The organism is Pseudomonas sp. NFR16, from assembly GCF_900108875.1.
GTDB lineage: Bacteria > Pseudomonadota > Gammaproteobacteria > Pseudomonadales > Pseudomonadaceae > Aquipseudomonas.
On sequence record NZ_FNYJ01000001.1, the window covers coordinates 1,706,739 to 1,729,216 of the forward strand.

Genomic DNA, 22,478 nt, shown 5'->3' on the forward strand with positions numbered 1-22,478 from the left:
CGGCTCCCGTTACTGGCGGTTGCGACGGGCGCGACGGCCAGCCAGCAGCAGAACGAGGAACGCGATCACCGCGGCCGGAATGAGCCACAGGGCCGACGGCTTACGCCAGGCATCCAAGCCTTTGGGCGCCTGATCATCGACCATCCGGCTGCCGGTTGGATCCTCGGCATCGAAGGTCACCAGCGGACCGCTGTCAGCCAGCAACGTGGTGTTGCCGCGCTCAAGCAGAACCGGCCGGGCGAAGGTAGGTGGCTGCCCGCCCAGGGTGCGGTAGACCATGCCGTGCTGAGCGCCCGACTCGATCACTTGCAGCGACGCCAGGTGATTGAGGGACTTGAGGTCCAGCAGCGTCTGCTCTTTGTGGTGAATCAGCAGGTGCCCGTCATGATCGACCTGAACCGACTCGTCGCTGTCCTTGATCGGCACTTCGAACGCCAGGAAGGCCTTGTCCGGGGCAATGGCGGTCTGGGCGTCGGCACTGACCTTGAGCTCGGCGCGCAATGGCGACACGCCGCTGGCGCTGGCGATACGGATCAGTTGCGGCAGGCTGGCGGCAGGTCGGTCCAGGTAGCTCTGCGGGACCAGCACCTGGGTGCCGGATGCGAAGCGCGCGGCCATGCCGGCGAAGTCGTTGTCCAGCGTGGTTTTCTCCAGCGTCACGTGGCTGCTGGGCAGTACGGCGATGGGGAACGCCTGCGGGGTTTCGCGGCACAGATCGCTGACCGGCTGACGCTGGAAGGTGACGCGCAAGGTGTTCTGCGCCGCCAGTGCATAACGCGGAATGCGCGCCTCAATGCGCTCTCTCTGGCCGTCGGCGTCGAGTTGCCTGGCGCCGATCAAATAGTCGTTGAGGAACAGGCTCACCACCGGCGGGGTGTCGGTCGCGCCTGGAGCGGCGGCCACATCGATGGCGGCGCTGACCGGAATCCGGCCGTCGTAGGCAACGCTGCCCAGCGGGAAACTTGCACTCCAGTCAGTCTTTGCCAGCACGTCGAGGCTGCCCGCCCGGCCGCCCAGACGGGTCAGCGCAACACGGCCGTCTTCGCTCAGCGGCATGCCCGCTTCTTCACCCACCGTCAGCTGACGGCTGCGTGCCAGCTTGTTCCACGCGGCGCCAAACAGGCCGATGGCCTTGCCGGCGGCGTCCTGATTGATCATCAGCAACGGGCGCGCGCCGAGCAATGCCAGGCGCACGTTTTCGCTGCCGGAGGTGTTCAATGCCGCGTTGACATGGCGCTCGCGCCACTGGGCGAATGCGTTGACGGCCGAACCATCGACACTCTGAACCTGGCGTTGCAGGGCATCGAGCGACTCGGTGATCGCCTTGAGCAGTTGCGGGTCGCTCACCGCCAGATCGACATTCAGCGCCGGGCTCTGACCGAGCATCAACAAGGCCCCGATCTGCGCCGGATCGTCGAGGGTACGCAGGCCCTTGCCGTCGAGGCTGGCGAAGGCCGGGATCTGCTTGAGTTCGGCCGGGATGTTCAGTGTGCTGACGTCCACGCTGTCCTTGACCGAAGGGAACGGCACGATGCGCGCCTGTTTGCCGATCCGCTCAAGCGCAACGCCCAGACGCCACGCCGCATCGTAGCTGGCGCTGGACAGCGCGCCCGGTGCGACGAGGATGCCAGGCTTGCCCGACAACGCGTTCCAGGCAGCGCCGACGTCCTGCAGTTGCATTGCGTCGAAGCTGTAACTGAGTCGGGTGTGCGGATCGATCCGCAACACGTTGCCGATCGCCCGCTCGTCTTCGCACTGGATGCGCGACACGATCGATGACCAGGCAATCCCCAACCGCACCGAGCCGCTTTCGCGCGCAGCCTTGTCAACGCCCAGCACCGCGCTGGCGTCCCCTTCCCCTTCATTGAGTCCCAGCGCCCGCACCGGATAACCGTCCAGCGACAGCAGCAGGGTGTTGCGCCCGGCGTCACCGTTCAGGTAGCTGGCGTCAAAATGCAGCGAGGCGTCGGTCAGCGGTACATCAGCAGGCACCGGCAGGTACAGCTCTCGGCGCGCATCGCTGGCGCTGAGGATGATCGGACGATCGATGCCCAGCTCCTGCAGCTCGACGACCCGTTGCTGGCGGGTGTCGGCGTTCAGGCGGCTGATCGCCTGGCTCAGCGTGCTGTCGGCGGCAAGCGCGAACGCGGGTGTGACGGCCAGCAGACTCAAGCTGCAGGCAAGGGCGTGCAACGCGCCCGAGGGTACGGTTACAGAAGACTTCATTCAGTCAGATCTCGATCAAGGCGATGTTGTGTGCGGAAGGCCGCTCAAGGGCGGCTCGGTGGTTGTCCACCGGATCGGACTTCAGGCGAAGCCCTTCTCTTCCACGGGGATTTCAGCGGGCCTGGCCATCGCAATGGCCGGCCGGTATTTCACATGCGTTCACTAATGCAGGCTTGCCACCGAGCGCAGTGCCATAGGCTGGCGGTGCACCTCTTCTGCCTCGCTGCGCCGCAAGGGCAGTTCCGCGACAAACTCATCCACCGGACGCCCCATCAGTGCGTCGACGATGCGCGAACAGGCCTTGCCGTCGCCATAGGGATTGGCGGTTTGCGAGGTACGACGCCACAGCTGCTCATCATCGAACAAGGCGCAGACGCCACGCACGATGGTGTTCGGATCGGTGCCCACCAGGCGCGCGGTCCCTGCTGCCACCGCTTCGGGACGCTCGGTCACATCACGCATCACCAGCACCGGTTTGCCCAGGGACGGGGCTTCTTCCTGCACGCCGCCCGAATCGGTCAGCACAACGTGGGCCAGCTGCATCAGGCGTACGAAGGACAGGTAGTCGAGAGGCTTGATCAGGTGAACGTTCGCCAACCCGCCGAGGTGCTCGGTCACCGGGCCCAGCACATTGGGATTGAGGTGAACCGGGTAGACGATCTGCATGTCGTCGCGCGACGCCAGGGTGCGCAGCGCCTTGCAGATGTCGAGGAAACCGTCGCCGAAATTCTCGCGACGATGGCCGGTGACCACCAGCAACTTGCGTTTGGGGTCCAGGAAGTCGAACTGACGATCCAGCGCGACACGCAGTTGACGATTCTGGTCGATGCGCTCGGCCGTCATCTTCAGCGCGTCGATCACCGTGTTGCCGGTGACAAAGGATTTACCCTGCAACCGCTCGCCCAGCACATTGCGGCGCGACTCGGCAGTGGGGGCAAACAGGTGATCGGAGATCAGATCGATGGTGCGGCGGTTCATCTCTTCCGGCCAGGGCTGATGGATGTCGCCGGTGCGCAGTCCCGCTTCGACGTGGCCCACGGGAATTCGACGATGGAACGCCGACATCGCCGCTACCATGGCCGAGGTGGTGTCACCGTGTACGAGGACCTTGTCCGGCCGCGCCTGTTCGAGCACCGGATCGATCGCGGCGTACAGCGCGGCAGTCAGGGTGTTCAGGGTCTGCCCGGGCGTCATGACGTCCAGGGTGTACTGCGCTTTGAGGTCAAACATGTCCAGCACTTGTTGAAGCATGCTCTGATGCTGACCGGTGACGCAGATCTGCGAATCGATGCCAGGTTCTGCGGCCAGTGCCTTGATCAACGGGGCCATCTTGATGGCTTCCGGACGCGTACCAAAAATCGAAAGGACCTTCAGTCTGGAGTTTGCTCGACCCATTCATTTCTCCCCGCGCATATAGATATGCGCCGCACGGCAGCAGCCTTGAGCGGCGAAAGCTCAAGACACTAGCGAGTTATAGTTATTGGCGGGCATTACGATCGGAAGTTAATTCGACGTTCACTTCAATGTGAAAACGAGTAGTCCATGGCACCCAAAACAGGGGCGATTATTAGCAGATAAAAAATGCATTGCAAAAGAATTTATAACGTTTTTTATAACGTCGAGAAATTTTAAACTTTTGCAGAAGCCGGGAGTCAATCAGAGGTTTTGCCCTTGCTGCAGAGCCTTATGGGCGAGGCCATGCGGGCGGAACAAGTGTGCACTATTGCGCAGACGAGAGTAAAGCATTGAACTTCTGAACATCGATTGCTGTCAGCGCCAGCCGCGCATTAGTTAACTATTAGTGTAGTGACAAAATAATCGAAGGGATCCAAAACTGACGAAAGGCATGAGCACAAAACAGGAGGCTGGCCGGTCGCAAGTTCCGGCGCGCGATTGCGGACAGCAGCCATTAGTTCCATGCTTGATTAAAGATAATTATTAAAGTGTCCGACTGAACGCGCGCCGACGCTGGCCGTTAGTTCCCGCATTGCGTTGGAGCAAGTTGGGTCAGCGATGCAGGAAGTCATGCACCCTTGCTACACCAGATAGCGGTTGAACCAGTCAAGGGTTCTGTCCCATGCCAGCCTGGCGGCAGCGTCGTCGTAGCGAGGAGTCGAGTCATTGTGGAACCCATGATTGGCGCCTTTGTAGACGTATGCCTGATAAGTCTTGCCCGCCGCTTTGAGCGCCTGCTCATAGGCCGGCCAGCCGTCAGTGATCGGCTTGTCGAGTTCAGCGTAATGCAGCAACAGCGGCGCCTTGATCCGGTTGACCTCTTCGGCCTTGGGCTGACGGCCGTAGAACGGCACGGCGGCACCCAGTTCCGGATACGCCACGGCGGCGGCGTTGCACACACCTCCGCCATAACAGAAGCCTGTGATGCCGACCTTGCCGGTGGATGCCGGGTGCGCCATCAACCATTCGAGGCCGGCGAAGAAATCATTCATCAGCTTCTCGGGATCGACCTTCTGTTGCAGCTCGCGGCCCTTGTCGTCATTGCCGGGATAGCCGCCGAGCGAGGACAAGCCATCAGGCGCCAGCGCGACAAAGCCGGCTTTGCCCAGTCGTCTGGCGACATCCTCGATATACGGATTGAGGCCGCGATTCTCATGCACCACCAGCACCGCAGGCAATTTGCCGGTCGACTTGGCCGGACGCACGAGGTAACCGCGCACTTGCCCGTTGCCTTTGGGCGAGGAGTAGGAAATGTATTCGGCGACGATGTCCGGGTCAGTGAACTGAACTTGTTCGGCCAACGCGTAATCGGGGCTCAACGATGACAATATCGCGGTGCCCGTGAGGCCTGCGAGCGTGAACACGGCGGCACGGTCGAGAAATTCCCGGCGGCTGATCTTGCCGTGAACGTAGAAGTCATAAAGCTCCAGCAACTCGGGGGCGAAATCCTTGGCGGTGAGACGGGTCATCAGCGAGGTCCTCAGCAGGTTCGGCCAGGGTCTGGATCTGAACCATCGGTTCAGACACGCGGCAAACGTCCTCATTAAAGCAGCCTTTCGCGCTGGCGCGGCATCACTGCGTCACACCGAAACACGGTCTGCTGCGCAGCGGTGACCTGGCGTCATGAGCTTGCGAAGGCCGATGTCACAACGCTTCCAGCCCCCACAACACCTGCAACACATGCCCGATGGCGCGTTCGACATCGCCTGCGCGATGCGCAATGCCGAGTTCGCGCCACAACGGCGGCTGCAATGGCCGCATGACGATCCGGCGCTCCGGCAGTGGCGTCGACGCCTCATGGGGCAGCAGCGTTGCGCCATAACCGGCCGCCACCAGGCTTTTGATCGCGTCGTTGTAGTTGAGCTGGATGCGCGGCGTCGGCTGCGGCCCTTCCGTGGCGAACCATTCGCCCACCTGCCGCGACAGACGCGTGCTGTTGTCGTTGAGGATCAGCGGCTGCCCCGCCAGCCATGTGGGCGTGACAATGGAAGGACCTGACCAGCGCGCTGGCAGGAACGCCATGACCGGATCTCGTCGCCACGGCTGGATCTGCAAACCTTTGACCGGCGTTTGCGGTAGGGCAATCACGCCGATGTCCAGGCTGCCGTCGAGGAGTTTGTGCAGGGTCTGCTGCGAAGTCAGCACGGCCACTTGTACGTCGATGCCGCTGTGGTGCTGGCCGAGGATGTCCAGCGCCTGCGGAATCAATTGCGCGATGACGCCGGTGGACGCACCCAGCCGCACACGCCCCGCCAGCCCCAGCACCTGCCGTTCGACGTCTTCGAGCGCCTGTTCGGCGTCTGCCAGCAGGCGCCGGGCGCGTTCGATCAAGGTCTCGCCAATGGCCGACGGCTGCACGCGGCCGCGCGTGCGCGACAACAGCGCCCCGCCCACCCGCGCCTCGAGGTCGGCGATGTGCAGGCTGACCGTCGGCGGCGCCAGATTCAGCACACGCGCCGCTTCGGCAAACGATCCATGATCAGCAATCGCGACCAACGTGCGCAGTCGGTCCAGACTGATTTCACGCATGCCATCCTCCATATTCAGAAATTCTGAACTTAAACGTCATTAAATTCGACTTTTACTATCTTAATGGCTGCTTGAAGATGAACGCCATTGATCTCCTCCAACGAGCACCGACCATGTCCATTCCAGTTGTATTCATTGACGGCGACCAGGGCACCACCGGGCTGCAGATCCACCAGCGCCTGCAAGGGCGAGACGATCTGCAACTGGTGACGCTGCCTGCCGCATCACGCAAAGACCCCGAGCGCCGGGCAGCCGCGATCAATGCCTGCGACATCGCGCTGCTGTGCCTGCCGGACGACGCAGCGCGTGCCGCCGTCGCCAGTATCAGCAACCCGGCGGTGCGCGTGATCGATGTCAGCTCGGCGCACCGTACCGATCCGGACTGGGTCTACGGCTTTGCCCAGATGAGCAAGCGACACAATGAGGTCATCGCCCATGCGAGTCGGGTCAGCAATCCGGGTTGTTATCCAACCGGTGCGGTCGGGCTTCTGCGGCCGTTGATCGACGCCGGTCTGGTGCCGCGCGACTATCCGATCAGCATCAGCGCCGTTTCGGGTTACTCGGGCAAAGGGCGTGCTGGCGTCGATGAATTCGAAGGCCCTGACGCCGCGCAAGCGACACCTTTTCAGGTCTACGGCCTGGGTCTTGCGCACAAGCACGTGCCGGAAATCCAGCAGTACAGCGGGCTCAGCGAACGGCCTGTGTTCGTGCCGGCGTATGGGTCGTTCCGTCAGGGCATCGTGCTGACCATCGCGCTGCAACTGCGGCTGTTGGCGCCAGGCGTCACCGGCGCCAGACTGCACGCCTGCCTTGAGCGGCACTACGCAGGCAGCGAGTTTGTCGAGGTCGTCGGGATGGATGAAGCCAAGGCAATGACCGGCCTGGACCCGCGGCAACTGAATGACACCGATCGCCTGCGTCTGATGGTCTTCGAAAATGCCGGTCATGTGCTGCTCGCGGCCGTGTTCGACAACCTGGGCAAAGGCGCCGCCGGCGCTGCCGTCCAGAACCTCGACCTGATGATCGCCGGCGCCTGAAGCCTGAACGCAGGAACGGTGGGTGTGAGGTTGTTTGCGAAGACTGAATGCCAGCCGATGCATTTGCAGCGAATACACCGTGAGCAAGCTCACTCCCACAGGGACCACCGGGCTTTTCCGAATTATCCTCCCAGGCACGAATCCTGTAGGAGCTCGCTCTGGGCCACGCTCCTACACGTGTTGTGCGGCGCGGACTGGTATCGAGCCAGGCAGCAAAACCTGCGGGAGCGAGCTTGCTCGCGAAGGCTGATTTCCAACCACCGCATCTCCACAGCCTGCACCGGCCTCTTCCCGGCTGAAGCCGGTCCTACGGACGCTGCAAGCTTTTCGTAGGACCGGCTTCAGCCGGGAAGGCGTCGGGTGTCACGCCGTTGATCGAAGGGAAAGTCAAAGACCGTTGGCTCACTCCCACCTGAAAAGCCGCTCATCCGCCGATCAGGAAATTGCCCGGGCGGGCGTCGTCGGGGGTTTCCAGTACGGGCACCTGGGCGTCGTCTTTAAGGTTCACGCCTGACAGTTTGCGGCGCCAGGATTCGCGCATCAGGTAAAGCAGTTTGTGCGCCGCCATGGCGTAGCTCATGCCCTCGAGGCGGACGTTGGAAATGCAGTTGCGCGCGGCGTCGTTCAGGCCCACACGGGGCGCGTAGGTGAAATACAGACCCAGGCTGTCAGGCGAGCTGAGGCCCGGTCGCTCGCCGATCAGGATCACCACCATCCTGGCCCCCAGCAGCTGCGCCACTTCATCGGCGACGGCCACGCGGCCCTGCTCCACCAGCGTCACTGGCGCCAGCGTCCAGCCTTCGGCAGCAGCCATCTCGTCGATGCGTTCGAGCATGGCCGGGCCATGACGCTGTACCGCCAAGGACGACAGCCCGTCGGCCACCACCAGCGCCAGATCGAAACCGTCTGGGTGCGCCTGCGCGTACTCGCTCAACCGCTCGACCGACGCCTGTGACAAGCGACGACCCAGGTCCGGCCGCTGCAAGTAGACATGCCGATCCGGCGCCGAGCTTTGCACGGTCAGGGTCTCACGCTGACGCGCTGCCAGTTGCGCACTCAACGCTTCATGATCGAACGGCAGGTGCACGGCGTCCCGCGCCTGGGCGTGAGCGAACTGGAAGTCCAGTTGCGCCGACGTCGGCAGACTCGTGCCTGCATGGCCCAACGCGATGCGCGCCGAGGTCAGCGAGCGAAGCTGTCGCCAGGCATCGGCCTGGGCCGGGGACTTGCTGTGTTCATCGGTCATGGCCCATCCCTCATCACTGTCGATTGCGTCAGCCATCGTTATTTCAGCTGTGCCAGCGCTTTGCGAAACAGCGGTGGCACGCCCTGCCCCAGACGCACGCCGCCGTCGTCCTGACGCAAAATGTCCATGCGCGTCAGCCACGCTTCGAACTCCGGCGCAGGCCGCAGGCCCAGCGTCTTGCGCGCATACAAGGCGTCGTGGAACGACGTGGTCTGGTAGTTGAGCATCACGTCATCCGAGCCCGGAATGCCCATGATGAAGTTGATCCCAGCCACGCCCAGCAGTGTCAGCAACATGTCCATGTCGTCCTGATCGGCTTCGGCATGGTTGGTGTAGCAAATGTCGCAGCCCATCGGCACGCCCAGCAGCTTGCCGCAGAAATGATCCTCAAGGCCGGCACGAATGATCTGCTTTCCGTTGTACAGGTACTCCGGGCCGATGAAGCCCACCACGGTGTTGACCAGAAACGGCTTGAAATGCCGCGCAACACCATAGGCACGGGCCTCGCAGGTCTGCTGATCGACGCCATGATGTGCATTGGCCGACAAGGCGCTGCCCTGCCCGGTTTCGAAATACATCAAGTTATCGCCCAACGGGCCGCGCTGGAGGCTCAGGCCCGCTTCATAACCCTCGCGCAGGATTTCCAGACTGATGCCGAAGCCGGCGTTGGCCGCCTCGGTACCGGCGATGGACTGAAACACCAGGTCCAGCGGCACGCCTTTTTCGATGGCGGCCACCGACGAGGTTACGTGGGTCAGGACGCAGGACTGCGTCGGGATCTCGTAATGCCGGATCACGCCGTCGAGCATTTTCAGCAGTTCAGTGATCGCACTGTTGCTGTCGGTGGCCGGGTTGATGCCGATCATGGCGTCGCCGTTGCCGTACAGCAGACCGTCGAGCACGCTGGCGGCAATGCCTGCCGGATCGTCGGTCGGGTGGTTGGGTTGCAGGCGGGTCGACATCCGCCCGCGCAGGCCGACCGTGTTGCGAAAACGCGTGACGACGCGAATTTTCTGCGCCACCAACACCAGATCCTGCACGCGCATGATCTTCGACACCGCGGCGGCCATTTCCGGGGTCAGCCCCGGGGCAAGCGCCTTGAGACTGGCCTCGGTAGCCTCGTCGCCCAACAACCAGTCCCGAAAGCCGCCCACCGTCAGGTGACTGACCGGCGCGAAAGCTGCCAGATCGTGGCTGTCCACGATGAGCCGGGTGACCTCGTCCTGCTCGTAGGGAATCAGCGCTTCGTTGAGGAAGCGCTTGAGCGGCACCTCGGCCAGCGTCATCTGCGCGGCGGCACGTTCGGCGTCGCTGCTGGCGGCGATCTCGGCGAGAAAGTCGCCCGAGCGCGCGGGACTGGCCTTGGCCATGAGTTCCCGCAGGCTGTCGAAGCGCCAGACCATGCCACCGATGCTGTGGGAAAAGCTCATGAGTACCCTTCCTTCTATCGAACCAGATGATTAGCCAGCGACTGCAACAACCGCGCCGCGTCCGCGTACCAGCTTGCAGAACAACGCACCGACTGCCATCAGGCAGAGGAAGATGCCGCAGATCACCAGATTGAACCAGACCATCGCCACTAGACAGACAATGGCCAGCACCAGCGCGATGCCCGGCACGATCGGGTAACCCGGGGCGCGGAAGCTGCGCTCCAGATCCGGCTCGCTGCGACGCAGCTTGAACAGGCTGAGCATGCTGACGATGTACATCACAATAGCGCCGAATACCGACATGGTGATCATCGCAGCGGTCAGCGTCATGCCCTGCAGGTTGACCAGTCCGTCGCTGAGAATCGCCAGAATGCCGACCACGCCACCGGCGAGAATCGCGCGGTGCGGCGTCTGGAAGCGCGACAGTTTAGCCAGGCTGGGCGGCAGGAAGCCGGCCCGCGCCAAGGCGAAGAACTGACGCGAGTAGCCGAGGATGATGCCGTGAAAGCTTGCCACCAGACCGAACAGCCCGATCCACACCAGCATGTGCATCCAGTTCGAGTTGTTGCCGACCACAGCTTTCATCGCCTGCGGCAGCGGGTCATTGATGTTCGACAGTGCGCGCCAGTCGCCCACACCGCCCGCGAAAATCATCACGCCGATGGCCAGCACGACCAGGGTCAGGATCCCTGCGACGTAGGCACGTGGAATCGTGCGCTTGGGGTCTTTCGCCTCTTCGGCGGCCATCGCTGCGCCTTCGATGGCCAGAAAGAACCAGATGGCGAACGGGATCGCCGCAAAGATGCCGCTGATCGCCGGCAGGCTGAAGGTGTCGGAGCCCGCCCAGCCGCCCAGCACGAAGTTACTGAAGCTGAAGCCCGGCGCGACGACGCCCATGAACACCAGCAATTCGGCGACCGCGAGCACCGTTACCACCAGTTCGAAGGTGGCGGCAATGCTGACGCCCAGAATGTTCAGGGTCATGAACACGATGTACGCGCCGATCGCTGCGACGCGAGGATCGAGCGACGGATACTGCACATTCAGGTACGCCCCGATCGCCATGGCGATGGCCGGCGGCGCAAAGACGAACTCGATCAGCGTCGCAAGCCCGGCGATCATTCCGCCGGTAACGCCAAACGCACGCAGACTGTAGGCGAACGGCCCGCCCGCGTTGGGGATCGCGGTCGTGAGCTCGGTGAAGCTGAAAATGAAGCAGGTGTACATCACCGCGACCATCAGCGTCGTCACCAAAAAGCCCAGCGTCCCCGCCGTGCCCCAGCCATAGCTCCAGCCGAAATACTCGCCGGAGATCACCAGGCCCACGGCCAGTCCCCACAGGTGCAGGGTTCCCAATGTTGGTTTAAGTGTTGAAACGGTCATGAGTGTGCACCCCGGTAGCCAAGCGACGGTATTTGCCTGACATCGAGCATAGCTACAGGATTGCGGCCAAGGCTTGACTCTGCAGCGCGTGGTTTGTCATGCGCGGTCAAGTTTTTCGGGATTTTGCATGGGGTGCATCATGGCGGCGCACGGTTGCGGTGCCGTGCTTGATTGCGGGTCATGATGACACCTCACTACACAACGCAGTGGGTTGAGGGGTAGCAATTCAAGGCGCCGCCGCCAGCCTGTAAAAGCGTGGCCGGTCCCGCATCCGTCGACGCAGTCGTCATGAAGACGTGTCGCACGGCCCGCCTGGAAGACCGCATGCATCGGTCTTACGACTGCTTCGCAACCGATTGCGGGCAAGCCACGCGCCTGCAGAAGCTTTCAATACGAGCCGAAGCCCGTAACAAGGTATGACATTTGCTTGAATGAAATTCATACACAGCAAAAAAGGCCGCGCGTTTAGATGCTTCAGTCATTCCTCCCTGGCGCCCAACCGACCCCCTCCGCGAACAGCAATCGCGGGGTACTGTCGGCTGCGGCCAACGGGCTGGACGGCTTCATTGTGCAACACGGCGGCGATCTGGATCGCGTGTTCGGCCGGGCCGGCATCGACCCGGAAAACCTGCTGCATCCCACATTGAGCCTGCCGCTGACCAACTACTGCAAAGTGCTCGAAGAGGCGGCGTGCCAGACCGGCTGCGACAACTTTGGCCTGCGTTACGGCCAGCAGTTTCAGCCACAGGCGCTTGGCCTGCTCGGCTACATCGGCCTGTGCTCGGCGACGCTGGAAGACGCGCTGATCAACTTCGCTCAGGCATTTCCGTTTCATCAGCACAGCACGCTGATCGAGCTGGTGGATCTGGGCGAGTGCTACCGTTTCGATTATCAGGTGCGTCATGGCGCGATAAACGAGCGCCGCCAGGACGCTGAACTGACCATGGGGATGGCGATGAATCTGGTGCGCCATGTACTGGGCCCTGACTGGGCGCCGCGGCACGTAGCCTTCGAGCACGGCAGACCCCACGACTGGCACGAACACCGCGATGCGTTTCGAAGTGAGGTGGGGTTCAGTCAGGCCTGCAACTCGCTGCTGATTCCCAAGCGCGACCTGATCGACAAGGCCATGCCGGGCAGCGATCCGATTCTGTTGATGCTGATCAAGGACGCCATTCGCCAGCTCGGTGACAACGGCGGGGAAACCGGCCTGCTGGAACAGACCCGCCAGACAATCCAGCGCACACTGCACCTGGGCGAACCTGCGCTTGACGAGATCGCTCACACACTCGGCCTTTCCGAGTGGGCATTGCAGCGCAAGCTGCGTGAGCAAGGGCTGAGCTTCACGCAATTGGTGGATCAGACTCGTCAGCAATCCGCCATGGCCCACCTCAAGCAACCGGACATGAGCATTACCCGGCTGGCGTCCATGCTCGGCTACTCGGAAACCAGCGCGTTCTCCCGCGCCTTCAAACGCTGGTTCGGGCTGAGTCCGAAGCAATGGCGCAGCGCTGCAGCCAACCCTCAATAACGTCAACGCTCGACGCGCACCGGAGCCTTACCGCCAATCGGCATGGTTTTCGATAAGGCATAATTTTCGATAAGGCACGGTTTCAGAAGCCCGCGCCCATCCGCGCCGGTTACCGTTGATTACGCCCCAGATCCTGCAGCCAGTCGTTCATGTTGCCCGGTAGCAGCAGTTCATGGCGGGCGCGGGAGCTGGCGGTGTAGAGCAGCGAGCAGACGCTGGCCAAGGAGTGGGTCGAACCTTCGCGGGGCGGGCGCATGAGGTCGCGGGACAGCAGCACGCAGTCGAACTCCTGGTTTTTCACGTCCTCCACCGTCGCCAGTTTGAGGATGGCTGATGGATCGCTGCAAAAACGCTGCGCCGCTTCGACGAAGTCCTGCAGGCGCTTGCCCTGCCCCAGCCACTCGTGCACAGCCTTGAATTCGTGACTGGCGCCCATGGCCGAGGCCAGGGCGTCCCAATAGGCGTAGCGGAAAATCAGCCGGTGCTGCGGCCGCAGGTCTTCGCAATACAACCCGTCCAGGCCTTTGACGAACAGGGTCAGGTGTTCGAGAGTTCTGGCCGGCAGCTGAAAGCGCGCGCCGGCTTCGCTCAGGCGCCTGAACCAGGCGAACAGCCCCCATTCGTTGGCCACCAGAATTGTCGTCGGCTTGTCGGGAATCGGCATGACGCCATGGCCGATGATGCGCGTGGGGTGCGGCGCACGTCCGACGAAGCCTTCCTTGATGTCGCTGGGGTGCAGCTGGATCAACGGGTCCAGCACGTCGGCCATCTGCTTGCCAGCGCGAATCGATTGCGTCATGAAGCGCTGGCGGATGAAGCCGCCGTGGCGGGTCGCCTTGCCGGTCAGTTGCTGAAATTCGTCACCCAGGGTGATCACCGCCTGTGGGCTGCGATCAAGGATCTGCACCATCGGGGCGGTCAGCTCATGGCTTTCGTCGATGATGATGTGCCTGTAGCTCTCGGGAATGACTTCAGAGGTCAGCGACAGGAACTTGATGCGCTGGGCGTTGCGAATCGGCAGCCGGATGTGCGGCGCCGAGGGCCGCACCGTTTCGCGCCACAGCAACCGGCTGTATTCGAGCAGCATGGCGATGTCGGCCTGACTGGCCGCGTGCCCCAGCGACGGCAGATGCCGCGCCTCGATGTGCGGCAGCGGCGACAGGCAGAAACTGTGGACCGTGGCGCGACAGACTCGCGCCACGTCCCGAGGATAGAGCTTGCCGACGCTCTGCAGGTTCAGCCATTGCGCCACTTGCTGGTCGTCCACCAGCGAGCTGGCGCTGGTGCGTTGCATGTCGCTGTTGCGCCAGCCCTGAGAGGTCAGGTCGCGGTTGAGCAACAGGTTGGCCATGTGGCCAAAGGTGCAGGCGTTGATGCGGCTGTCGGGGCTGGACTGCATGACGCGCTCGCGCAGGGCGGCCACCTGCGCGGGGAATGTGGCCATGAGCAGGGTCGTGGCCGGATCGAGCACTTCGAAGAACTTCGCCAGCAGGAAGGTCTTGCCCACGCCAGCATAGGCCTGCAGATGAAACGACTCGTCCGTGCACACCTGAAACTCGTCGAAGATCCGGCTCTGCTGATCGCTCAGGCGCAGCACGTCGCCGGTCGCCAGCACGATTTCACGGGTCAACGGCTCCAGGGTCTGGCGATGACGCAGGCCAAAGCCGAAGTCCCACTGCCCTTCCTCGTCCAGATAGGCCTGAGCCTGGACCTCGTGTTCCTCGAGCAAGGCGACGCCGGCGATCTCGAGCACCGTCAGGCTGGCGGCCAGGTTTTCGGCGCTGAAACGCATGCGTACCAGATCGGCAAACGCACCGCCGCCCTCTTCGACCGAACCGGCAGCGCGCATCACATCGTCGAGCATGCGCTCCAGCATCTCGACCGCGATGCCCTGCCCGATCAACGCCTTGAGATTGAGCAGCAGCATCAGGGCAGCCATCTGCGCACGGCTCGCCACGCCGAGGAAATCGTCCAGCGACTCACCGGCCGCCAGTGCCTTGACGACCTCGTCGGTCAGCGGCAGAAACAGCGAAGGCGGTGGGGCAAAAAGGCTTGGCGAACTCATTGCTTGGGCAGTGTCCTGGTGAAGGCGGTGACGCGGGATGTGACTGGCGGATGATGATATGCGAAAACGGCCGCGAACAGTCCCGCGGACGCCCCCTGCATCAGGCCCGTTCAGCCGAATCGCTGCCAGCCCGATCGCCACACCGCACAAACCTGCTGCGCCAGGCTCATGCCGCAACGCCGCACGACCGGCCTGTCCTGATCAGAAATCCAGCCTGGCCCGCGCCACCAACTGACGTGGCTCGCCGATGGCGATGGCGGGCGAACCCAGGCCGCTGGACGAGGTGTAGTACTTCTCATCGAACATGTTTTTCAGGTTCAGCTGGAGGGTCAGATCGCGTTCGTCCAGCTTCATCTTGTAAGAGACGAACGCGTCGGCGACCTTCGACGACGGCAAGTAATATTCCTTGCCAGCGCCATCGTTGACGCCCCAGCGGCTGGCGAAACGAGCACCGGCACCGGCGCGCAGATCCCCCACGCCGACGTGGCCGAAGTCGCGCGTCAGGTACAGCGCGCCCGTGTGCTTCGACACACCGTCCAGCGGCTCGCCCTTGAGTACCGGATCTTTCAGCACTTCGGTGTCGGTGTAGGCGTAGCTGCCGGTCAGGCTCCAGACCTCGTTCAGCTGGCCAGTGATGTCGGCTTCCAGGCCACGGGAGCGCACCTCGCCCGAGACCCGCGTGCAGGTCTCGCGGCCGCAGGGCTCGCTGGTCTGCACGTTCTTCTTGTTGATGTTGAACAGCGCGACGGTCGCCGTAATCGCGTCGTTCTGAAACTTGGTGCCGATCTCATAAGACTTGCCTTCTTCGGGCGGCAGGCTCTCGATCGGCGTCGCAATCGAGGTGTTCGGGCGGAACGATTCGGTGTAGCTGCCGTACACCGACCAGTCCGGCTGAATCAGGTAAACCAGACCGACGCGCGGCACCACTTTGCTGTCCTTGACGTCGGCGCCGACGATGAACGGACGGCCCTTGCCGGTGAGCTCGTCGAACGCGTCGTAACGCAGGCCGGCCTGGAAAATCCACTTTTCGCCCAGGTGCATGGCGTCCTGAACGAAGAACGCATGGGTGCGCAGGTGGTCGATCTGGTCGCTGTTCGGTGCACTCACGGCGGAAGGCTTCGGCGTGACGCCGTAGACCGGGTCGTTGTAGTTGAAGTCGGTCTTGTTAGGGCTGCGATAGAGATCACCCAGCTCGCGATCGTTCTTCATGTAGTCCGCGCCGATCAACAACTCATGACGCACATCGCCCCAGTACAGGTTGCCCAGGGCGTTGAGGGTGGCGGTGTGAGCGAACTGCTCGGCATCGCGGGTGGCGTCGCCGCGCCGGGTCACGGCGCCGGTCGTGAAGACGGCCGACATGAAGCGCGACTGATAGTCGTTGTAGTAGTTGCGGCTGTACGCGTAACCGGTGCGCAGGGTCCAGTCGTCGTTCAAGCGATGGTCCATGCGCAGGTCAAGGGAGTCGGAGCGCCCGGTGGTCACGTTGAACGGCTCGTCCAGACGACGCTTGCGCGGGATGTCCAGCACCTTGCCGGTGGTGGTGTTGATCTGCGTGCCACGGTCGAACGGGACCGAATATTCCATGTGCTCGTAGGCCACCGACACGGTGGTGTCGTCGCCGTACCAGGCCAGCGATGGCGCGATCACCGACTGGTCGATGCTGCCGAAATTGCGCCAGTAGTCGTAATTCTGCTTGTCGGCAATGAACCGATAGGCCAGCCCGTTGGTGCCGATCGGGCCCGTCAGGTCAATCTGCTCACCGCCGCCACCGAAGCTGCTGCCGAACACAGAAATGGAGTGGGCGTCCACCCATTGCGGTTTCTTGGTCACGACGTTGATCACCCCGCCCGGGTCCTGCACGCCGTAAAGCATGGACGCCGGGCCCTTGAGCACCTCGATGCGCTCGGTGGTCGGGGTGAAGTTGCGCGCCTGCACCGACTGCATGCCGTCGCGCATGATCGAGTTGTCGCGGTTGGTGCCGAAGCCACGCTTCTGAATCGCGTCCTGCGTGCCGCCCAGCGTGTTGCCTTGCTTGACCCCGCTGACGGCGTTGATCGCCTCGTCCAGGCTCGACGGCTGCCGATCCTCGATCACCCGATTGGTCACCACGTTGACCGTGGCCGGGGTCTCCAGCAGCGGCGACTCCGTGCGTGTCGCGACCGTGGACTTGCGCGCTTGATAGCTGGAGCGGCTGTGCTCCGTCTCGCTGATATCGGCTTGCGAACTCGCATCGATATTAACGGCATCCAGTTGCATCTCTTCGGCGCCTACCCACGTGCTCAGACCCAGGGAACACAACAGTGCAGTGGCCGAACATAACCCCAGTAACGGAGCGGAACGAAGCACGGGACGGGCGCAGACACGAGAAGCGGATAGAGCTGTCATGAACGGTAGACCTGAGGTATCGAGTGGTGAGGGCGTGCGTCGTTAAACGCATCGATTCTCACTACACGGATGCCAACAGGATTTACCTCACAGGGTTTTCCAAAATAATTCTGGGGCCAGTGGGTCGACGCCATGCTTTTTCATTCTGCCCTGCAGCGCCTGAAAGTCAGTCTTCGTCCGATGGCGGCCCCAAGCAAGCGCGCTCCTGCGGGTGTTGTGCCTGGTCGAAGAATTGGGGAATGCCCGGAGACCTCTGTAGGAGCGCGCTTGCCCGCGATCGGCTGCGCAGCAGTCGTAAACCCAGCCACCGCGTTTTTGCCTGACACACCACATTCCCCCGGCAGATCGCCCGAGTGCGCCCCGAGCAAGCGCGCCCCAGCGCCTGCAGCAGAGGCGTCTGATAGGGGATTGAATGACGTTGATTACGCCCGCAGGGCAAGAGGAGTGGCCGAGGGCTGAACGCGGCCTGAACACATGCACAAATTCTGGAGAACGCAAAAAAACAAGTATGCTCATTCAATAATGAGTATCATTATGTTACACCTTGGCTGAATGCGAATGGCTGTACTACGCATTCAGGCCGCACACCCTATCAGATTTGCACCGGTGATAAATGCTCGTTCCTTTTTTGATCATGTTGCGCGAAGGGATTGAAGCCGCGCTTATCGTTGGCATCATTGCCAGTTACCTCAAGCAGACGGGCCGTGGCGAGTGGATGCCAGCGGTCTGGATCGGGGTTTTCCTCGCCGCTGCCCTCGCCCTGTTCGTCGGTGGCGGCCTTGAAATGGTCAGCGCCGAATTCCCGCAGAAGCAGCAGGAACTGTTCGAAGGCGTGGTCGGCCTGGTCGCCGTGGTCATTCTCAGCTCCATGGTCGTCTGGATGCGCAAGGTCGCGCGTTCGGTCAAACACGATCTGCATGAATCACTGGACGCCGCCCTCGCCGGCTCGAGAAACCAGACCTACGCGCTGATCGGCATGGTGTTCTTCGCCGTGGCGCGCGAAAGCCTCGAAACCGTGTTCTTCCTGCTCGCCGTTTTTCAGCAGAGCGAAGGCGCGTCCGGCCCGGTCGGCGCTCTGCTGGGTCTGATCATCGCCGTGTGCGTGGGTGTCGCCATCTACAAAGGCAGCCTGCGCCTGAACCTGAGCAAGTTCTTCCGCTACACCGGGTTGTTCATTCTCGTGGTCGCGGCCGGGATCCTCGCCAATTCGGTGCGCTCGCTGCATGAAGCCGGCGTGTGGAACCACTTCCAGGACGTGGTCTTCGACATCAGCGCCACGCTGCCGATGGACGGTCCGACCGGTTCGGTGCTGGCTGGCATGTTCGGCTATCAGGATGCACCTACCGTCAGCGTGCTGGTGGCCTACCTGGCTTACCTGATTTTCGCGCTGGTCCTGTTCTTCAAACCTCAGGCGCGGGTGGTGAGTCTGCCCACCCGTCCTGCGCACGAACACGGCCACTCACCTTCAGTTATGAACAAATAAGGGCAACCATGACCACCAGTCCCACTGGCCTTCCTCCACAGAAAGCCAAGCCTTCACGCGCCCTGCAATTCGCCGTAGCCGGCTCGGTGATACTGATGATCGCCGCCGGCGCGATGTTCTACTTCGCCTCGCAGGCTGCGCAGAAGAAACGCGTGGCCAACAGCGGCAACGAAACCGTGGTCACGATCCACGCCAAAAATTGCGAGCCTAATGCGATCACAGTGCCGGCCGGCAAGAACGCATTCCGCATCGTCAATGCTTCCGACCGGGCCGTCGAGTGGGAAATCCTCGACGGCGTGCTGGTCGTCGAAGAACGCGAAAACATCGTGCCGGGCCTGAGCCAGATCATCAACGCGAACCTGCAGCCCGGCGATTACGCCATCACCTGCGGCCTGTTGAGCAACCCGCGCGGGACGCTGCACGTCACCGCCACAGCCGAATCCGACGCCGCCGCCAAAGCGCGTCCGTCGATGGTCGCCTTCATCGGCCCGCTGTCCGAATACCGCGTTTACCTGAGCACCCAGAGCAGCGCGCTGATTCGCGCCGTCAACGACCTGCAGCAGGCCATCGAAAGCGGTGATCTGGCTCAGGCCCGGCAAGCGTATGCGCCGGCTCGCGCGGCGTATCAGCGCATCGCCCCGGCCGCGCAGCGTCTGGCCGAGCTGGACAACGCCATCAACGCCCGCGCCGATTACTTCGAGAAGCGTGAGCAGGACCCAGGCTTCAGCGGCTTTCATCGCATCGAATTTGGCCTGTTCTCGCAGAAATCGGTGGAAGGCCTGACGCCCGTCGTGCAGAAGCTGCAAAGCGACATCGCCACGCTCAAGCAGCAGTTGCTGGCGCAGAGCATCGCCCCGGAACAGCTGGCCAGCATGATCGTGCGCACCATGCGCAGTCTGGCAGACATCCGCAGCAACGGCGAAGAAGAGCGCTACAGCCACATCGACGTCACCGGTTTCGCCGCCAATCTGGAAGGCACCCGCAAGGTCATCGAGCTGCTGCGCCCTCTGCTGGCCAAGACGTCCGGCGACGTGCTGAAAAAGATCGACAGCGCCACCACCGGTCTGGACGACCAGTTGCTGATGCTCAAGACCGACAACGGCTTCAAGCCGTATGACCAGGTCAGCGCCGAACAAAGAAAGCAAATCGCAGACAAGGCCAAGGCACTGGCCGATGCACTCGATGGAATCGATCCGGCCCTTGGCCTCTCCGGCCTGTAAGCGTGCCCGGGCGGGTGCCGATGCGCCCGCCCGGACCTGAAACCAGAACGAAGACAGTATCCACATGAAAGATTCAGATCCAACCAACGCTCCCGTCTCTGTAGACCGTCGCCGTGTCCTGCTGGGCCTGGGTGCAGCCGGCGCCGCCATCGCCGGTGCCAGCCTGAGCGGCAATGCATTGGCTGCGCCTGCGCCGGCACAAGTCACCGAAGCGCCGAAAAGCGAGAAGACCCAGGATCACAACGAGTTTCACGGCGTACACCAGAGCGGCATCGTCAACCCGCGTCCCACCGCGGGCATGATGGTGTCCTTCGACGTGCTGGCGCAGGACCGCGAAGACCTGGAGCGCATGTTCCGCACGCTCAACGAGCGGATTTCGTTCCTGATGACCGGCGGCGCCGTGCCGCAGGTGGACCCGAAACTGCCACCGCTGGATTCCGGCATTCTCGGCCCGGTGGTCACGCCGGACAACCTGACCATTACCGTTTCCGTGGGCGACTCGCTGTTCGACGAGCGTTTCGGTCTGGAGCACGTCAAGCCCAAGCGCCTTCAGCGCATGGTCGGCTTCCCCAACGACGCGCTGGAAGCGGACTGCTGCCACGGCGACTTGAGCATTCAGTTCTGCTCCAACGCCCCGGACAGCAACATTCACGCCCTGCGCGACATCGTGAAGAACCTGCCTGACCTGCTGCTGGTGCGCTGGAAGCAGGAAGGCACGGTTCCGGCGCAGGCTCCGCTCAAGCCGGGTCAGCCACCGGAAAGCGCGCGCAACTTCCTGGGTTTCCGCGACGGGTCCGCCAACCCGGATTCCAACGACCAGAAAGCGATGAACGAGCTGGTCTGGGTGCAGCCAGGCAGCGACGAACCGGCTTGGGCCGCGAACGGCAGCTATCAGGCGGTGCGGATCATCCGCAACTTCGTCGAGCGCTGGGACCGCACGCCGCTGCAGGAACAGGAAGCGATCTTCGGTCGCGTCAAAGCCACCGGAGCGCCGATGGACGGCAAGGCCGAGACCGATGTGCCGGACTACAAAAAGGACCCGGAAGGCAAGATCACCAAGCTCGACGCCCACATCCGTCTGGCAAACCCGCGCACGCCGGAAAGCCAGCGCAACCTGATCCTGCGTCGACCGTTCAACTACTCCAACGGGGTGAACAAGAACGGTCAGCTGGACATGGGCCTGTTGTTCATCTGCTACCAGTCGGACCTGGAAAAAGGCTTCATCACGGTACAGACACGTCTGAACGGCGAGCCGCTGGAGGAATACCTCAAGCCGGTAGGCGGCGGCTATTTCTTCACCCTGCCGGGCGTCGTCGACAGCCAGGATTTCATTGGCCGGTCACTGTTGGCTGCCGCTTCTGCCTTAAAAACAAAAACTGCCTGACAACCCTTACCTCACAGGAAGAGCTCCATGAAAAAGTCGCCTCTCGCGTTGTTGCTTACCTTTGGCTTGTTGCAGACCCCGATGTCCGTCTTCGCAGCCACCGCTCCGCTGGATCTGGTTACACCGGTTTCGGACTACAAGATTTACGTCACTGAAAACGTCGACAAGCTGGTGACCGATACTCAGAAATTCACCGACGCCATCAAGAAAGGCGACGTGGCGACTGCGAAGAAACTGTTCCCGACCACGCGCATCTCCTACGAGTCCATCGAGCCGATCGCCGAGCTGTTCAGCGACCTGGACGCGTCGATCGACTCCCGCGAAGACGACCACGAAAACGGCGTGAAGGCTGAGGACTTCACCGGTTTCCACCGCCTGGAGTACGCGCTGTTCTCGCAGAACACCACCAAGGACCAGGCTGTTTTCGCCGACAAGCTGCTGGCTGACGTGAAAGAACTGCAATCGCGTATTGCCGACATGACCTTCCCGCCGGAAAAAGTGGTCGGCGGTGCTGCGGCGCTGATGGAAGAAGTCGCTGCGACCAAGCTGTCCGGTGAAGAAGACCGTTACAGCCACACTGACTTGTATGACTTCCAGGGCAACGTTGACGGCTCGAAGAAAATCGTCGACCTGTTCAAGCCGCAACTGCAGAAGTCCGATGCCGCATTCGTCGCCAAAGTCGACAAGAACTTCGCCACGGTCGACAAGATTCTGGCCAAGTACAAAACCAAGGATGGCGGTTACGAGACCTATGACAAGGTCAAGGAAAACGACCGCAAGGCCCTGGCTGGCCCGGTCAATACCCTGGCAGAAGACCTGTCGCAAATGCGCGGCAAACTCGGCCTGAACTGAGTGTGAATGCAAGGAAAAACCCGCCGATTGGCGGGTTTTTCATTTGATGGCCAGCGCGCGAGTTGCTTTGGCTTGGGCTCCGGCGACTTGCTTTAAAAGCGGAGGGCCGGCTCCCGATCAAGGGCTTCCCGGCTGAAGCCGGTCCTACAGGATTACGCGACACATGACGCCTCCCCTGCAGGGGTACGCGGTGAGTAGGACCGGCTTTAGCCGGGAACAGATCTGTTGAACACCGCGGCCATTGCGGTGTGA

15 protein-coding genes are annotated in these 22,478 nt (G+C 62.3%); 6 read left to right on the forward strand and 9 right to left on the reverse strand.

Going from position 1 to position 22,478, the window contains the following annotated elements:
* Window positions 1-9: 9 nt before the first annotated feature.
* From BMZ10_RS07605 to BMZ10_RS07620, 4 genes are all read right to left on the reverse strand, one after another.
* Complete coding sequence (locus BMZ10_RS07605) at window positions 10-2,226, reverse strand: cellulose biosynthesis cyclic di-GMP-binding regulatory protein BcsB (RefSeq protein WP_093459376.1); 2,217 nt, start codon at window positions 2,224-2,226, stop codon at window positions 10-12.
* Between the two features lie 162 nt (window positions 2,227-2,388).
* Window positions 2,389-3,621: a non-hydrolyzing UDP-N-acetylglucosamine 2-epimerase gene (wecB, locus tag BMZ10_RS07610; RefSeq protein WP_093459377.1), complete on the reverse strand. Its 1,233-nt coding sequence runs from the start codon at window positions 3,619-3,621 to the stop codon at window positions 2,389-2,391.
* A gap of 641 nt (window positions 3,622-4,262) precedes the next feature.
* Window positions 4,263-5,150 (reverse strand): YghX family hydrolase, encoded by an 888-nt coding sequence (gene yghX, locus BMZ10_RS07615; RefSeq protein ID WP_093459378.1) that lies wholly within the window; start codon window positions 5,148-5,150, stop codon window positions 4,263-4,265.
* Between the two features lie 175 nt (window positions 5,151-5,325).
* Window positions 5,326-6,210, reverse strand: a complete 885-nt coding sequence (locus BMZ10_RS07620) for a LysR family transcriptional regulator (protein ID WP_093459379.1) — start codon at window positions 6,208-6,210, stop codon at window positions 5,326-5,328.
* Between the two features lie 77 nt (window positions 6,211-6,287).
* Here BMZ10_RS07620 and argC point away from each other — a divergent pair, with 77 nt between their 5' ends.
* Complete coding sequence (gene argC / locus BMZ10_RS07625; protein ID WP_093459380.1) at window positions 6,288-7,247, forward strand: N-acetyl-gamma-glutamyl-phosphate reductase; 960 nt, start codon at window positions 6,288-6,290, stop codon at window positions 7,245-7,247.
* A 424-nt stretch (window positions 7,248-7,671) separates the two neighbouring features.
* Here the strand turns inward: argC and eutC are convergent, their stop codons facing one another.
* Genes eutC through eat form a run of 3 tightly spaced genes read right to left on the reverse strand, consistent with a single transcriptional unit; the run spans window position 7,672 to window position 11,306 of the window.
* Complete coding sequence (gene eutC, locus BMZ10_RS07630; protein WP_093460139.1) at window positions 7,672-8,493, reverse strand: ethanolamine ammonia-lyase subunit EutC; 822 nt, start codon at window positions 8,491-8,493, stop codon at window positions 7,672-7,674.
* A gap of 38 nt (window positions 8,494-8,531) precedes the next feature.
* Window positions 8,532-9,923, reverse strand: coding sequence for an ethanolamine ammonia-lyase subunit EutB (locus BMZ10_RS07635; RefSeq protein ID WP_093459381.1), 1,392 nt, complete (start codon window positions 9,921-9,923; stop codon window positions 8,532-8,534).
* 30 nt (window positions 9,924-9,953) lie between these two features.
* Window positions 9,954-11,306, reverse strand: coding sequence for an ethanolamine permease (gene eat, locus BMZ10_RS07640; RefSeq protein ID WP_093459382.1), 1,353 nt, complete (start codon window positions 11,304-11,306; stop codon window positions 9,954-9,956).
* A 469-nt stretch (window positions 11,307-11,775) separates the two neighbouring features.
* Here eat and BMZ10_RS07645 point away from each other — a divergent pair, with 469 nt between their 5' ends.
* On the forward strand, window positions 11,776-12,837 hold the full coding sequence (locus tag BMZ10_RS07645) for an AraC-like transcriptional regulator QhpR (RefSeq protein WP_093459383.1): 1,062 nt from the start codon (window positions 11,776-11,778) through the stop codon (window positions 12,835-12,837).
* A gap of 109 nt (window positions 12,838-12,946) precedes the next feature.
* On the opposite strand, the gene BMZ10_RS07650 is transcribed toward BMZ10_RS07645, so the two are convergent.
* Both BMZ10_RS07650 and BMZ10_RS07655 read right to left on the reverse strand, forming a co-directional pair.
* Window positions 12,947-14,902, reverse strand: a complete 1,956-nt coding sequence (locus tag BMZ10_RS07650; protein ID WP_093459384.1) for a hypothetical protein — start codon at window positions 14,900-14,902, stop codon at window positions 12,947-12,949.
* Window positions 14,903-15,103: 201 nt separating this feature from the next.
* A complete protein-coding gene (locus tag BMZ10_RS07655; protein ID WP_093459385.1) occupies window positions 15,104-17,287 on the reverse strand; it encodes a TonB-dependent siderophore receptor in 2,184 nt (727 codons plus the stop codon).
* Window positions 17,288-17,900: 613 nt separating this feature from the next.
* Here BMZ10_RS07655 and efeU point away from each other — a divergent pair.
* From efeU to efeO (BMZ10_RS07675), 4 genes are all read left to right on the forward strand, one after another.
* Window positions 17,901-18,770 carry an iron uptake transporter permease EfeU gene (gene efeU, locus BMZ10_RS07660; protein ID WP_093459386.1) on the forward strand — a complete coding sequence of 290 codons (870 nt, stop codon included), beginning with the start codon at window positions 17,901-17,903 and terminating at the stop codon, window positions 18,768-18,770.
* A gap of 8 nt (window positions 18,771-18,778) precedes the next feature.
* Window positions 18,779-19,990 carry an iron uptake system protein EfeO gene (gene efeO / locus BMZ10_RS07665; protein ID WP_093459387.1) on the forward strand — a complete coding sequence of 404 codons (1,212 nt, stop codon included), beginning with the start codon at window positions 18,779-18,781 and terminating at the stop codon, window positions 19,988-19,990.
* 64 nt (window positions 19,991-20,054) lie between these two features.
* A complete protein-coding gene (gene efeB, locus BMZ10_RS07670) occupies window positions 20,055-21,374 on the forward strand; it encodes an iron uptake transporter deferrochelatase/peroxidase subunit (protein ID WP_093459388.1) in 1,320 nt (439 codons plus the stop codon).
* 27 nt (window positions 21,375-21,401) lie between these two features.
* Window positions 21,402-22,226, forward strand: a complete 825-nt coding sequence (efeO, locus tag BMZ10_RS07675; RefSeq protein ID WP_093459389.1) for an iron uptake system protein EfeO — start codon at window positions 21,402-21,404, stop codon at window positions 22,224-22,226.
* Window positions 22,227-22,478 lie beyond the last annotated feature (252 nt).

Excerpts from the sequence above, each read along its gene's own strand:
- BMZ10_RS07605 (WP_093459376.1), bottom strand. The coding sequence starts at position 2,226 with ATGAAGTCTTCTGTAACCGTACCCTCGGGCGCGTTGCACGCCCTTGCC.
- wecB (WP_093459377.1), bottom strand. The coding sequence starts at position 3,621 with ATGGGTCGAGCAAACTCCAGACTGAAGGTCCTTTCGATTTTTGGTACG.
- yghX (WP_093459378.1), bottom strand. The coding sequence starts at position 5,150 with ATGACCCGTCTCACCGCCAAGGATTTCGCCCCCGAGTTGCTGGAGCTT.
- BMZ10_RS07620 (WP_093459379.1), bottom strand. The coding sequence starts at position 6,210 with ATGCGTGAAATCAGTCTGGACCGACTGCGCACGTTGGTCGCGATTGCT.
- argC (WP_093459380.1), top strand. The coding sequence starts at position 6,288 with ATGAACGCCATTGATCTCCTCCAACGAGCACCGACCATGTCCATTCCA.
- eutC (WP_093460139.1), bottom strand. The coding sequence starts at position 8,493 with ATGACCGATGAACACAGCAAGTCCCCGGCCCAGGCCGATGCCTGGCGA.
- BMZ10_RS07635 (WP_093459381.1), bottom strand. The coding sequence starts at position 9,923 with ATGAGCTTTTCCCACAGCATCGGTGGCATGGTCTGGCGCTTCGACAGC.
- eat (WP_093459382.1), bottom strand. The coding sequence starts at position 11,306 with ATGACCGTTTCAACACTTAAACCAACATTGGGAACCCTGCACCTGTGG.
- BMZ10_RS07645 (WP_093459383.1), top strand. The coding sequence starts at position 11,776 with ATGCTTCAGTCATTCCTCCCTGGCGCCCAACCGACCCCCTCCGCGAAC.
- BMZ10_RS07650 (WP_093459384.1), bottom strand. The coding sequence starts at position 14,902 with ATGAGTTCGCCAAGCCTTTTTGCCCCACCGCCTTCGCTGTTTCTGCCG.
- BMZ10_RS07655 (WP_093459385.1), bottom strand. The coding sequence starts at position 17,287 with ATGACAGCTCTATCCGCTTCTCGTGTCTGCGCCCGTCCCGTGCTTCGT.
- efeU (WP_093459386.1), top strand. The coding sequence starts at position 17,901 with ATGCTCGTTCCTTTTTTGATCATGTTGCGCGAAGGGATTGAAGCCGCG.
- efeO (WP_093459387.1), top strand. The coding sequence starts at position 18,779 with ATGACCACCAGTCCCACTGGCCTTCCTCCACAGAAAGCCAAGCCTTCA.
- efeB (WP_093459388.1), top strand. The coding sequence starts at position 20,055 with ATGAAAGATTCAGATCCAACCAACGCTCCCGTCTCTGTAGACCGTCGC.
- efeO (WP_093459389.1), top strand. The coding sequence starts at position 21,402 with ATGAAAAAGTCGCCTCTCGCGTTGTTGCTTACCTTTGGCTTGTTGCAG.